The sequence below is a fragment of the Rossellomorea sp. DA94 genome, from assembly GCF_029834455.1.
Taxonomy (GTDB): Bacteria; Bacillota; Bacilli; order Bacillales; family Bacillaceae_B; genus Rossellomorea; species Rossellomorea vietnamensis.
Genome location: NZ_CP122397.1, coordinates 2,230,396 through 2,243,762 on the forward strand (window position 1 = coordinate 2,230,396; position 13,367 = coordinate 2,243,762).

11 protein-coding genes are annotated in these 13,367 nt (G+C 42.7%); 8 read left to right on the top strand and 3 right to left on the bottom strand.

The window, feature by feature from the left end; genetic code table 11:
• Positions 1-8: 8 nt before the first annotated feature.
• From P8596_RS11520 to P8596_RS11530, 3 genes are read left to right on the top strand one after another with little or no spacing between them, the layout of a single operon-like run.
• On the top strand, positions 9-893 hold the full coding sequence (locus tag P8596_RS11520) for an ABC transporter ATP-binding protein (RefSeq protein ID WP_224520100.1): 885 nt from the start codon (positions 9-11) through the stop codon (positions 891-893).
• 6 nt (positions 894-899) lie between these two features.
• The gene (locus tag P8596_RS11525; RefSeq protein WP_279726888.1) at positions 900-1,691 is read left to right on the top strand and encodes an ABC transporter permease subunit; all 792 of its coding nucleotides are present in this window, start codon (positions 900-902) and stop codon (positions 1,689-1,691) included.
• Positions 1,692-1,705: 14 nt separating this feature from the next.
• The gene (locus P8596_RS11530) at positions 1,706-2,500 is read left to right on the top strand and encodes an ABC transporter permease subunit (RefSeq protein ID WP_279726889.1); all 795 of its coding nucleotides are present in this window, start codon (positions 1,706-1,708) and stop codon (positions 2,498-2,500) included.
• Positions 2,501-2,558: 58 nt separating this feature from the next.
• Here the strand turns inward: P8596_RS11530 and P8596_RS11535 are convergent, their stop codons facing one another.
• The 3 genes from P8596_RS11535 to P8596_RS11545 form a co-directional block, all read right to left on the bottom strand.
• Complete coding sequence (locus P8596_RS11535; RefSeq protein ID WP_279726891.1) at positions 2,559-3,053, bottom strand: DinB family protein; 495 nt, start codon at positions 3,051-3,053, stop codon at positions 2,559-2,561.
• An 854-nt stretch (positions 3,054-3,907) separates the two neighbouring features.
• Positions 3,908-5,347 carry an MDR family MFS transporter gene (locus tag P8596_RS11540; RefSeq protein ID WP_279726892.1) on the bottom strand — a complete coding sequence of 480 codons (1,440 nt, stop codon included), beginning with the start codon at positions 5,345-5,347 and terminating at the stop codon, positions 3,908-3,910.
• 193 nt (positions 5,348-5,540) lie between these two features.
• A complete protein-coding gene (locus P8596_RS11545) occupies positions 5,541-8,600 on the bottom strand; it encodes an efflux RND transporter permease subunit (RefSeq protein ID WP_279726894.1) in 3,060 nt (1,019 codons plus the stop codon).
• A gap of 214 nt (positions 8,601-8,814) precedes the next feature.
• Here P8596_RS11545 and P8596_RS11550 point away from each other — a divergent pair, with 214 nt between their 5' ends.
• The 5 genes from P8596_RS11550 (at position 8,815) to P8596_RS11570 (ending at position 13,284) form a co-directional block, all read left to right on the top strand.
• On the top strand, positions 8,815-9,687 hold the full coding sequence (locus tag P8596_RS11550) for a TetR/AcrR family transcriptional regulator (protein ID WP_229595090.1): 873 nt from the start codon (positions 8,815-8,817) through the stop codon (positions 9,685-9,687).
• A 263-nt stretch (positions 9,688-9,950) separates the two neighbouring features.
• Complete coding sequence (locus tag P8596_RS11555; RefSeq protein ID WP_279726895.1) at positions 9,951-10,601, top strand: ABC transporter permease; 651 nt, start codon at positions 9,951-9,953, stop codon at positions 10,599-10,601.
• 18 nt (positions 10,602-10,619) lie between these two features.
• A complete protein-coding gene (locus tag P8596_RS11560) occupies positions 10,620-11,612 on the top strand; it encodes an ABC transporter ATP-binding protein (protein ID WP_224520093.1) in 993 nt (330 codons plus the stop codon).
• A 4-nt stretch (positions 11,613-11,616) separates the two neighbouring features.
• Positions 11,617-12,354, top strand: a complete 738-nt coding sequence (locus tag P8596_RS11565) for an ABC transporter permease (protein ID WP_224520092.1) — start codon at positions 11,617-11,619, stop codon at positions 12,352-12,354.
• Positions 12,355-12,378: 24 nt separating this feature from the next.
• The gene (locus P8596_RS11570) at positions 12,379-13,284 is read left to right on the top strand and encodes an ABC transporter substrate-binding protein (protein ID WP_279726897.1); all 906 of its coding nucleotides are present in this window, start codon (positions 12,379-12,381) and stop codon (positions 13,282-13,284) included.
• Positions 13,285-13,367 lie beyond the last annotated feature (83 nt).

Here is a 13,367-nt window from a genome sequence, read left to right on the forward strand (position 1 = left end):
ATCATTTGATGAATGTGATTGAAATTCACTCATTGACTAAAAACTATGGGAAATCCAGGGGAATCAGCGACGTCAGTTTTCATGTTGAAGAAGGGGAGATCTTTGGGTTCATCGGGCCAAATGGTGCGGGGAAATCAACGACCATCCGGACCCTTCTTTCATTGATCCATCCGTCCGCAGGCAGCGCAACGATCTTCGGTATGGATTGCATTGAATCTGCCCCTGAGATTGCAAAGGAAGTGGGATACCTGCCTTCTGAAGTATTTTATTATGACAATATGAAGGTAATCGACCTTTTAAAGTATTCTGCCAGCTTTTATAAAAAGGATTGCACAAAAAGAATCAAGGAATTGGCTGATATGTTAAATCTGGACGTCACGAAGAAGATTGATGATCTATCTCTTGGTAATAAGAAGAAGGTCGGGATCATTCAGGGACTGCTTCACGAACCTAAGCTGATCATATTGGATGAACCTACTTCAGGCTTGGATCCCCTTATGCAACAGAAATTCTTTGAATTGCTTCAAGCTGAAAATAAGAGAGGAGCTACCATCTTATTTTCATCACATATATTGAGTGAAGTTCAGAGAATGTGTGATCGGGTTGCAATCATCAAAGAAGGAAGGATCGTGCAAGTTGAGAAAATCAGTACGCTAAAAGAAAAGAATCATAAGAAATTCAAGATAGAGACGAAAGAGGACGTCGAACCTTCTGATTTTGAAATGGAAGGCGTAAGCAAACTGGAAATAAAAGCCCGCCAAATCAGCTTCCTGTTCAGGGGGGATATCAACAAGGTCATGAGGAAGATTGCTGATATCGACATAACGAATCTATGGATCGAGGAGCCTGACTTAGAAGAAATCTTTATGCACTATTATGAAAAGGAGGCTTGACCCTTTATGAATATCTTTCTTTATGAGCTAAAGGCTTATCGAAAGTCGACTATGATATGGACTTTGGCCCTTACGTCATTGATGATTCTGTTCATGTCCTTGTTTCCTTCCATTTCTAAAGAAATCGACGAATTCAAAAGGCTTCTGGAGGGGTTTCCGGAGGGGGTTCGGAAAGCATTGGGAATACAGATCGATAGTATAGGATCTCTAAACGGTTATTATTCGTATTTCTTCCTTTATATAACACTATGCGGTGCCATACAGGCAATGAATCTGGCCATTTCGATCTTTTCGAAGGAAATCAGGGAAAAGACGGCGGAATTTCTTCTTACCAAGCCTGTTACCCGTACGAAGATCCTTTCATCGAAGGTATTTGCAGCTATTGCTTCTATGCTGCTTACGAATATTGTTTACGTGATTACGGCGATCATTGTCGCCAACCTGGTAAAAGTGGAATCGTTTAGCCTGAATATATTCCTATTGATTTCATGCACTCTCCTGCTCACGCAATTCATCATGTTTGCCTTGGGAATGCTTATCGCTGTCGTATGGTCAAGGGTGAAATCTGTCCTTACGCTCTCACTTGGTATCGTATTTGCCTTCTTCATCATGGGGATGGTGGCTGCAACGGAAGAAGCGGGGCGTTATGTCACACCATTCAAGTACTTTGACTACACATATATAATGAATCATGCTTCATATGAATGGTCATTCCTGGTGGCAGGTATTACACTGAGCGCCGTCGCCATGATACTAAGCTTCATCATCTATAATAAAAAAGACATTCATACGGTATAGAAGGAGGGAATGTCATGAATGTATACGTAAGAGAAATGAGGGCTCATCGTAAATCCCTGATCATCTGGTGCATCGGAATGATTGCATTGATTGGATCCGGGATGGGGAAGTATGCAGGCTTCTCGTCGTCAGGTCAATCCATGAACGAGTTGATGGAGGGGCTTCCTAAGTCTATGCAAGCCATTTTCGGAATCGGCAGTCTTGATATGGAGACAGCAAGTGGATATTACGGAGTGCTCTTTCTTTATATCGTACTACTTGCAACCATCCATGCAGCATTGACCGGTGCGACCATCATTTCCAAGGAAGAAAGGGATAAGACAGCCGAGTTTCTGTTTGTCAAACCCCTTCCAAGGAAGAAAATCATAGGTCTTAAGCTTGCCGCCGCACTTACTCAAATCGGGATACTCGCATTGATTACCTGGGTTTTCTCCTTAGTGATTGTAGGTCATTATAGTGATGTGTCGGTAGCTTCAGATATTGGAGTGACGGTAGTCGGAATGATTATTTTACAAGTACTCTTTTTAATGATTGGAACGGCCGTGGCAGCTTATAGTAAAAAGCCTGCAAAGTCAGCTGCAGTCGCATCAGGCGTATTATTACTGACATTCATCCTGTCATTCGCCATAGACTTGAACGAAAGTATTGAGGCATTGAAATACCTCACACCCTTTAAATACTTTGAAGCTGAAAAGATAATGTATGGGGGAGGATTGGAATCTGCTTATGTCGGGATATCATTCGGGTTGATCGTCATTTTGAGCGTTGCGACATTTTTATTTTTTGAAAAGAGAGATCTAAAAATATAGAGATGTTTTTATAAATAAGGATCTGTTTCAAACAGAAACAGATCCTATTCATCCAGGTTTATAATGTTGATTTCAACTCTTCAATTTGTTCTAAGTGCCTCTTCTCATGATACCCAATAAACGGTACCCACTCATCTAAACGGATTTGCCCGAAAATAGGGTGAGGATACGCTTTTTTCTGTAAATCTTCCTTGCTGGTTGTTCCAATGAATTGGAGAAGATCTTTGCGAGATGCTTCCAGTTTTTCCTTCATTTGCTGAAGAGTCTGCTTTTCTTCTGAAGGGACCACAAAAGGAGGGGCATCAACCTTGGTCGATCGATTTACCGCATAGTGAATCGGTTTAGAATCCACCTGCTGTTCTTCGCCTTTTGCAAGGGTCAACTGAATCGTTTTGGTAAGAGATCTCTCCATTAAATAAAGATGATCCAATACTTGCATGATCGTCCAGCGACCTTCTTCGACCTCTTTGTTACATTCCTCGTCTGATAGGTCATTCACACTATTTAGTAATTCAGAGCGAATATCCTCAATGATCTTTATTTCTTTCTCCATGCCAAATCCTCCTCATACTTTCTTTCAAGCTCATTTTACTCTTGTAGAGGGGGCGCGTACAGTAATAGCACTTTAAGCGGTAGATTATTGAATAAAAAACGAGGCTGTAACAAAACTAAATCCATTTCCTCTAAAGAAAAACAATCAAGTAACTAGATAGGATCACTTATTACACCGCTATTGATTTCCGTGCAAGACTTCGCTTTCCTTGGGGCGGAAGGCAAGCCTCCTCGTCGCTGACGCTCCTGCGGGGTCTTACCTATTCCGCTTTTCCCGTAGGAGTCTTCGTCTTGCACTCCAATCAATAGCTGGATTCTGCTATATACATTAAATATGCTTTAGCAATACTAACAAAAGAAAAATTTCACCAAGGTTGTTGTTCGTACCCAGACTATAGTTTTCGAAAGTGCAGTCATATGGGGTGTGTCGGAGGTTAATGAGTCTTTCGCATAAGGTAAGTGATAGTATTGGTATAAGTATAGGTAATCGGTCACTGCAACTAATAGAATAAGAGTGGGTGTTTGCAATGGTGGACGCTACCATGTAATAGTGAAACACTTACGCCTGGAAAGTTGATTGGAGCGGAAGTTGCTCGACTCCTGTGGGAAAAGCTGGACAGGTGAGACCCCGCAGGGCTTTAGCCCGAGGAGGCTCACCGCCAGCCCCGCGGAAAGCGAGCAACTGGAGCGGAAAACAACCACCACTCACTACATCCAAAAGCAACGATAATTACTTAAATAGCAAATAAGAAATCCGAACGATCTCGACCTTCAATAAGAATTTCGAATGATCGTTCGGATTTCTTTTTAACTAAATACTTTTGTCTCAGTCTTTTTTGTAGGTTATTTCATCTATTAAGCTTCTGACTTCACTTCGTCAAAATCCGGTGCAATCGCTTTTCGGATAAACAATGAAATCAAGAATGCAATCCCGGCCAAGGCAAGGGCAAACCAATAGGCATGATGAACACCATAGGTCATGGCATTATGAAGGATTCCTTCCGTTACCTCACCTGCTTGTTCTTCAATGTATCCTTTCTGACTTTGGGTCATGATGCTGACAAAGATGGAAACCCCAAGGGCACCGGCAACCGGCTGCAATGTGTTGGCAATGGCGGTTCCGTGCGGGTATAAGTGCTTCGGCAGTTCATTCAATCCATTGGTTTGAGCAGGCATCATGATAGCGGATATCGATAACATGAGAATCATGTAGACCAGTACAAATAACCAAATGGGTGTAGCCGGATTGATGCCGCTAAAGAATATCATGACTCCCACCAATGTGAGCGTGCCGGGTATGATGAGTTTCCTAGGGCCGTATTTATCGAAAAGGGAGCCCATGGTAGGAGACATCAGGCCATTCAGCAGTGCTCCTGGAAGCAGCAATAATCCAGCTGCTTTTGCAGAAAACCCGAGAGGACCTTGAAGGTACATCGGCATCACGATTTCGGAAGCGAACATGGCCATAATGACGATGACGAAGATGGTCACACCTCTCGTATAGCTCTTGTACCGGAATACCCTTACATCAAGGAGTGGTTCATCAAGCTTCAATTGTCGCAGGACAAAGAGGATGACACTGATTACAGATATGGCGATGATGGCAATGATTTTCACCGATGTAAATCCTGCTTCTTCTTCGCCAGCTGCACTGAAGCCATAAACGATGCCGCCGATCCCTATGGAAGAGAGGATGATTGAAAATACATCGACCGCGGGACGGGAAACCTCACCGACATTCTGTAAGTATTTCAGAGCAAACAGAATTGAAAATACGGCAAATGGGATGACGGTGATAAACAACCATCTCCAGCCTAGAAAATCGACGATCACTCCAGACAGAGTCGGCCCGATGGCTGGTGCGAACATAATCACCAAACCAAATGTACCCATAATTTTACCGCGGACTTCAGGGCGGTAAATCAGAAGCAGGGCGTTCATAATGACGGGGATCAACAAACCTGTTCCAACAGCCTGAATCATCCTCCCTACAAGGAGCATGGGGAAATTCAGGGCACATGCTGCGATGACTGTGCCGAGGAGAAATACACTCATGACACCGATGAACATCTGTCTAGTTGTGAACCACTGAATCAACAGGGCGGAGATAGGCATCAATACCCCCATCACCAGCATGAATCCTGTGGCTAGCCATTGGACGGTGGGGGCGTCCACGTGAAAGACGGCCATTAATTCTGTGAGGGCGATATTTAGTAACGTTTCATTTAAAATCGCAAAAAAAGCACCGATCATAAATGTTATGAGGATTGCTTTTGAATTTAGTTTATTTGTCATGTTGTTCCTCCAAATAAAGTATAAAATGTAACACTTATCTATAATGCTTGATGAAGTGAAATATCTCAAGGGGAAAGTTTGAATCATAACAAACAGTCACCTATCAATCAATAAACTGTACATAATCCGTTGTCTCTATCATGATAAAAATAAAAAAGAGAGGAGACCATGTCTCCCCTCAGGATATTATGATTTATGCTTCACGTTTTTTTCTTCTGAAGCGGTGGAAGACCATGTACATCATAGGTACGATGATCAGCGTTAATACAGCTGAGAACAGAATACCTGATATGATGGTGACCGCCAATGGGGTGAATAGAGCATCACCACTGACTGCCACTGGAATCAGGGCGACAATCGAGGTAAGGGCTGTGAGTAGGATAGGGCGTAGTCGTGTACGACCGGATTCAACGACTGCTTCTTTCACACTCATACCACTTTGTAATCCTTGTTCAATAAACTCAATTAACACGACTGAATTCCGTACTACAATCCCGGTTAGGGAAACCATTCCCATAACGGCAAGGAAGCTGATCGGAGTCTGAGTGACAAATAATCCGAGAATCGCTCCTGCGATCGCCAGGTAAACTGCAACCAGGACAAGGAATGGAAGCGATAAAGAATTGAACTGAAGCGCAATTAACAAATACACTAGGAAAATCACGATGATAAACAGTATGGTGATTTCCGCAAAGAAATCATTTTGTGCTTCATTTTCCCCGCCTAGAGTAATGGAGTAGTTATTGTCATCCAAATCCTTCCTGACATCTTTCACAATTTCTTGTACATTTTCTTTATAATTCTCTTCTTCACCAGGGAAGGCGCGTATCGTAATGGCACGCTCTCCATCCTTATGAGGGATGAGTTGAAGCTCTTCCTTCTTCTCAGGTGTCACCAGCTCATCAAGTGAAACCAATTTCGGTGGTCCGGCAGGGTTTGTACTTTGAGTCGGAACTTCCAGGGAAGAAAGATCTACTTCACCTTCATTTCCTTCCAGTAAGAGAGTCATATCGCGCTTTGTCACACCATTATCAAAAGATTTCATCGGAATACCTTCAGTAGCCAAGCGCAGCTGCTGACTGACATCATTAATCGTTATGCCATTTTCTTTAAGTTTTTCGCGATTAGGCTCATATACAATAGTAGGTTCCATTTTTCCTACGTTATCAACGACCAATTCAGTATCCAATGAATTTATTTCAGTGGAAATTTTATCTCTTATTTCTATTAATCGATCCATATCCGGACCTGAGACAGTCACCGTCACAGGAGCCCCTGCCGGCGGACCTTGCTGGATTGTTTCCATGAAAATCTTTGCTTCAGGGTACTCTTTTCGCAATTTGTCTGTCCATTCATCGATCAATCCTTGGGCAGTCTGATTTTTACGATCCACCCTTGCGACCAATTGACCTGTATTTTGACCAGAATTGGATAATGAACTGTTGAACAGATTCGGTAATCCTGTACCTGCAAAGGAAGATGTTTCATAGACACCTTCATCTGTTTTTAAAAGCTTTTCTATTTCTTCCAGCGTATTGGAGGTTTCTTCGATCGGCGTACCGATCGGTAATGTTACATCGACTGTCACTTCTTCACGATCGGCAGACGGGAAGAATTCAAAAGGTGTTAGAGCGATCAGACCAAAGATCGCAGTCGTGAACACCAGGCCAATGGCAGATACGACGAACGGCCTTTTTAAGAATTTTTTCAGCACAGTATCGGCATAGAAATCCGCGATTTTATTTAATGGTTTACCCAGCAGCCCTGGGGCATCGGGAACTTTTTTCTTCGTTTTGCTATAAAGAAAGTATCTCATAATAGGAACGAAAATCAGAGCAACCAATGTCGATGCAATGATCGTTGTAATCAATACTGTCGGAAGAGCCCTGATGAACGCTCCGTTTCCGCCTGATAAGAATATGAGCGGAAGGAATGTGAATACAATGGCAAGGGAGGAGGTCACGATTGACACCCATATTTCCTTCACACCGGTAATTGCACCCATGAGAGCACCGTCCCCGAGTTTATATCTGCGTTGAATATTGTCGTTTACTACGATGGAATCATCGACCAGGATCCCTAGGGCAATGATAGCTCCGATGACCGAGATCTGATTAAGATCCACTCCGGCAAATGGAAGGGGAATCAATCCCATCAATACGGAAATCGGTACGGCTAGTGCCACTACAAAAGCACCTGAGATTGTCAGTCCAAGAGCTGTAGTCAAGATAACAGCCACAACGGAAATAGCGAGGGACTTAAACAACCCATCGAAAATGTCCGTTACAGTGGAGGCTTGAGAATAGTAAGGTACAAGTTCTACACCGGCTGGGAGGGAGTCCGACAGTTCATCCACTTTATCGCTCACTCTTTCATCGACCGTTGGGATATCCTCACCAGGCTGTACAAATGCAGTAAATGATAGTGAAGGTTTTCCTTCAAACGTTACAATATCTTTGACTTCTTTAGGGGACACTTTCACATTGGCAATGTCTCCGAGTAAGATCGATTCGCCTTTGGGATTTTTCCCGACAAAGAGTTCCTTCATTTCATCTAAGGTAGTGAAATGATCGACAGTCAGTTGAACAACTTCATTATCCACTTCCTGCTTTCCAAGTGGGGTAGGATAATATTCATCATTGATGGCATTCATAACAGAAGAGGGGTTCAGGCCTGAAGCCTTGAGTTCCTCTTTCTTTAATTCGATCTTGATTTCTTCTTCGGGAAGACCTTTGACGGTGACACTTGAAACCCCGGATAGGTCCTCTACTTCCTCTTTCCATCTGCTGACCTCTTCGTCCATTTTAAGTAGCGATTCCTTATCAACACTGACTAAATGATAAGATACGATGGGCATTTTGACAGTGGATTCATTCACTTCAGGGTCGAACACCTCTTCGGGAAAAGAGGTAGATGCATCAGAGACAGCTTGGCGCACATCCCCGAACACTTCTTTTTTGTCTTCCCCATCTTCAACCTCTACAATAATAGTAGAGAAGCCGGCTGCAGAAGAAGAGCTGATTTCTTTAATCCCTCCTATCGATTGGAGAGAGGATTCTATCGGATTTGTAATGGTCCTTTCAACGGAATCAACAGTAGCCCCGGGATATACAATTGTGACTGTACCGATGTTGACACTGGTTTCCGGTATTTCCCGTTGTGGCAATTGAATAAAGGTGAAAATTCCGATGATCACAAATAATAAGATGAAGATCAGGACGATTTTCGAACGATTCAAAATAGCTTTTAACATGGTTTCATCCTCCTTTGATAATGTTTGACCCGTGGGTCATCCGTTTGTTTCTGGAAGTGTTGAATCATTGATATAACAGTCATATATTTAGTTGACTCAATAGTCATTTTACCTAAAAAAATCATCTAGTCAAGAAATAATGCTCTTCTCATTTTTACTGAGTATGGTTAAAATGAAAAAGGGATATTTTTCTCTGGATATAGAGGTGTAGAAAATGGATAAGCGGAACGCAATACTCGAATCAGCAGTGGAACTCTTTGGAGCACATGGTTACAATCATACGTCCATGCAACAAATTGCCGAAAGTGTCGGTATATCAAAAGGCTCCCTTTACTCTTATTTTCAATCAAAGGAAGATTTGATCATTTCTATTTATGAACATTATCAACAACTTGTATTTGAGCGGGCATTCGTAGTAGGACTGGATGGGAATCTGCCGCCTATGGAGAGGTTTGCAAAACAGTTCCAAGTACAATTCGAAGGGATATTGGATTATAAGTCTTATATGAAAATGCATATGAGAGGGGAGTCCACGAAAAATAGTGAAAAGCTGGCGGCCATGGAGCACCGTATGAGGGGGCGTCTGTTCAGCTGGCTGGAACAAAATCTCCTGGATGTATATGGGGAAGAAATCAGGCCATACAAATGGGATTTGATGTGGATGACTCAGTCCATTTATTCGTCTTATATGATGCTGATGATTTCTCAGGATGATACCCTTGATCCCTCACGACTGGGGACGCATTTAGTAAGACAGATCACTCTTCTCGCAAATGACTTCCTAAGTGGAAAAAGCTCTCCGCAATTGAATGATGACATGATGAAATCCTTTACTGTCAGTATGGACAAAGAAGGTGCCTTCATCTCTTTTGAAAAAAGGGAGAATGCCTGGAAGTCACTGTATGAAAAGATCAAGGGACTCGACAATAGTAAATATTATATGCACATAGCGAATCGGATTTCAGAGGAATGCCGGGAATCGGATATGGACAAGTTGATCATTAAAGGATTATTCAGATTATTAATGGATGATGAAGATATAAAATTGGAAGCTGAAGAGTTAGAAAAACAGCTCCTTCCCAAATGATAGGGAAGGAGCTGTTTTTTAATGAGAAATGAAGAAATTTTCTGACTACGTCTATTAACGGAAGTTGAGACCTTAAAAGAATGATGATATTTTTCAACATTATTTCTATTCCGTGACAGAATGTTTCAAAAAACGACAGAAAGGGTAAAGGAATGTTGGCGCATTTATACGGTAATACTAATTCCGTGGGTCGTCAGGACGATACTAGATCCTGAACGGCTTTTATTATGGCCAAAAATACATATATTGAGGAGGGTGAAATTGTGGATAAATGGATGAAGTTTCTGGAAGTCAATGCCCCTCGGATTCTTGATCTCACGATAGAGCATGCGGTGCTCGTAGGTCTAGCCATTATCGTAGCTTTATTGATTGGGGTACCTTTAGGCATTTATTTAACGACCAACGATTATCTGGCGGAGACGGTGTTGCAAATTGCATCCGTCATGCTGACAATTCCGAGTATTGCCCTGTTTGGCGTCATGATTCCGATCTTTTCCATCATCAATCAGGGAATAGGATTTGTGCCAGCATTTGTAGCCTTGGTTCTTTATTCCCAGCTTCCGATTATACGGAATACATATACAGCAATCCGGAACGTGAGCCCCGAGATGCGCGATGCAGCAAAGGGAGTCGGGATGAAGACCCACCAGCGACTGTTAAGAGTCGAAATTCCAAATGCCTTTCCGGTCATAATGGCAGGAATCCGGACAGCTGTCGTCATGAATATCGGAATTGGAGTGATCGCAGCTTATATAGGTGCAGGAGGACTTGGTGTCCTGATCACTCAAGGGATTTCCAGAGGTGACAATTACCTGATCATCAGCGGATCTGTTGCAGTAGCGATACTTGCCATGATTGCTGACGCGATCTTGTTATGGATTCAAAAACGCTATACACGTAAAAGCATTGCATAAAGTGAAAGAGGTGAAGAGATGATTACGTTTGATCAGACTACAAAGACCTATGAAGGTGGTGTGACGGCGGTGAAAGGTGTCGACTTTACCGTGGAAGAAGGTCACATCGTCGTACTACTAGGACCATCCGGTTGCGGGAAGACGACTTTATTACGAATGGTAAATCGACTTGAATCAATTACTGACGGTAAAATCATCATAGACGGACAGGATTCAATGGAATTAAACCAAATCGAGCTTCGCAGAAAAATCGGTTACGTCATTCAGAGTAATGGACTTTTCCCGAATATGACGATAGAAGAAAACGTCATGATTGTCCCTGACATGTTAGGGTGGGGCAAAAAGGAGAAGAAGGAGCGTTTCAACAAGCTGATGGAGATGATCGGACTTGACGGGGATAAATTCGGTAAACGATATCCTCATGAATTATCCGGTGGACAGCAACAGCGTATCGGCGTCATTCGTGCTTTGGCAGCGGATCCTCCCGTCATGTTGATGGATGAGCCGTTCGGGGCACTCGATCCGATCATCCGTGAGAAGATTCAGGATGAGTTCCTGCAGATTCAACGGGAAGTGAAGAAAACCATCCTGTTTGTAAGTCATGATATTGATGAAGCGATCAAGATGGCAGACAAGATCGTATTATTGCGCGGAGGGGAAATCATGCAGTATGATACGCCTTCAGAGATGCTTGTCCGTCCGAAGAGTGACTTTGTGTATGAGTTTTTCGGAAAAGACCGTGCCATAAAGAGCCTCAGTCTCCATACGATATCCGATTTGAAAAATATCATAGGACTGGCAGATTTTGATGAAGCAATTCCCGATACGAAGACCATCAACGTGCGGCATGACCTCAGAAATACGTTGTCGATGCTTTTGAATCAGGAAGCTGATCAAGTGATTGTAACCGACGATGCGGGCACTAAATTAGGTGCGATTACCATCGATCTTGTTCAGAAGTATCTTCATTATGAAATCAAAGGAAAATCGAACGCGGTTCAGAAAGGATGATTCGGTGAATACCAAGAAGGTTGTCAGTAATATTGTCCGGTATGTGGTGTATGCGCTGGTCATCCTGTTCTTTGTCTGGGCGATAAAGAATCATTATTTTGACTATATGTTCAGTCAATCCAATACGTTTCTCCACTTATTGAAGCAACATCTGCAGCTCGTCCTGGTGTCTTCGTTGCTTGCCCTTGTGGTTGCTGTTCCAGTGGGGATCCTGATTACCCGAAAGCAGTTCAGGAGAGCCGAGTGGATTGTATCCAATACAGTTAACTTTGGTCAAACCATTCCAAGTTTGGCCGTTCTTGCCCTGATGATCAGTATTTTGGGCATCGGGTTTAAAACAGCTATCTTTGCACTGTTTATTTATTCTCTTTTACCGATTTACCGAAATACGGTTGCCGGAATTGACTCGATTGACGATAATCTCATAGATGCAGCAAGAGGGATGGGGATGAAGCCCCATCAAATCCTTTTCCGTATTGAATTGCCGAATGCAGCGTATTCAATCCTTGCAGGAATCAGGACAGCCGTAGTATTGAATATTGGAACGGCAGCTCTCGCTTATGTCGTAGGCGGCGGGGGATTAGGCGTCTGGATCTTTACGGGAATTCAGTTATTCGATAATGGCTATTTAATATCAGGAGCCATTCCGGTAACGATACTTGCCATTCTGGTTGATTTACTCTTGAGACTTATCGAGCGGCTGGTGGTTCCTAAAGGTACCAAGCAAACAATGGAAATGTAATGGTTAAAGCAGGAGGTGAAATTCATGAAACAGAAGCTGAAATGGGTTGGCATCGTGACCCTTATACTTATGCTTTCCGCTTGTTCAAACGTAGGGATAGGTGGTAAACAGATATCCGTCGGTGGAAAGAACTTTACCGAGCAATACCTGCTTTCTGAGATGACGGCCTTTCTTTTAAAAGAAGAGGGTTTTAAAGTCAAGCAAATGAATAATCTTGGAAGTACCGTCGTACGCAAGGCACTGGAAAACGAACAGGTGGATATGATGTGGGAATACACAGGGACAGCCTTGATCACCTATATGGGGCAGGAACCGATGTCAGATCCCGAAAAAACATTCGAGAAAGTGAAAGAACTTGATGCAAAAAAAGGAATCCATTGGATGAATATGTCCAATGTGAATAACACATACGCCCTTGCCATGAATAAAGACCAGGCAAAGGAATTGGGAATCAAATCAATCAGTGATTTGGCACAATACATCAATAATCATCCCGGTGAACTAACAATGGCATCGGATGCTGAATTTGCCAATCGAGCCGATGGCCTTCCAGGTGTGGAGGAGAAATACGGCTTCAAATTCGGTTCGGGACAGATTAAGCAGATGGATCTTGGCTTGACTCAAAGAGCTCTAAATAACCGTCAGGTGGACGTATCGGTTGCCTTTGAAACGGATGCAACCATCGTGGATTATGATCTTGTAACCTTAAAGGATGATAAGAATTTCTTCCCGCCTTACAGGGCAGCTGTCAGTATCAACAAAGAGGTAAATAAAAAGTATCCCGAAATCAAAAAAATCACTGCGAAATTGGCAGATAAACTAAACAGTGATATTATGCGGGAACTGAATTACAAAGTGGATATCGAAGGAAATAGTGTATCCGTTGTGGCCCATGACTGGTTGGTGGAGAACGACTTAATAAAAGAATAAGAAAAGTTTTAGAGGACTGAACCTTCTTTGGTTCAGTCCTCTTTTTTTGAATTAAAAATGCTTTGCCTAGCGCATCCGTCTAA

Bases quoted from the DNA above. Each gene is read 5' to 3' on its own strand.
- P8596_RS11520 (WP_224520100.1), top strand. From the start codon at position 9: ATGAATGTGATTGAAATTCACTCATTGACTAAAAACTATGGGAAATCC.
- P8596_RS11570 (WP_279726897.1), top strand. From the start codon at position 12,379: ATGAAACAGAAGCTGAAATGGGTTGGCATCGTGACCCTTATACTTATG.
- P8596_RS11545 (WP_279726894.1), bottom strand. From the start codon at position 8,600: ATGTTAAAAGCTATTTTGAATCGTTCGAAAATCGTCCTGATCTTCATC.
- P8596_RS11535 (WP_279726891.1), bottom strand. From the start codon at position 3,053: ATGGAGAAAGAAATAAAGATCATTGAGGATATTCGCTCTGAATTACTA.
- P8596_RS11540 (WP_279726892.1), bottom strand. From the start codon at position 5,347: ATGACAAATAAACTAAATTCAAAAGCAATCCTCATAACATTTATGATC.
- P8596_RS11550 (WP_229595090.1), top strand. From the start codon at position 8,815: ATGGATAAGCGGAACGCAATACTCGAATCAGCAGTGGAACTCTTTGGA.
- P8596_RS11560 (WP_224520093.1), top strand. From the start codon at position 10,620: ATGATTACGTTTGATCAGACTACAAAGACCTATGAAGGTGGTGTGACG.
- P8596_RS11525 (WP_279726888.1), top strand. From the start codon at position 900: ATGAATATCTTTCTTTATGAGCTAAAGGCTTATCGAAAGTCGACTATG.
- P8596_RS11530 (WP_279726889.1), top strand. From the start codon at position 1,706: ATGAATGTATACGTAAGAGAAATGAGGGCTCATCGTAAATCCCTGATC.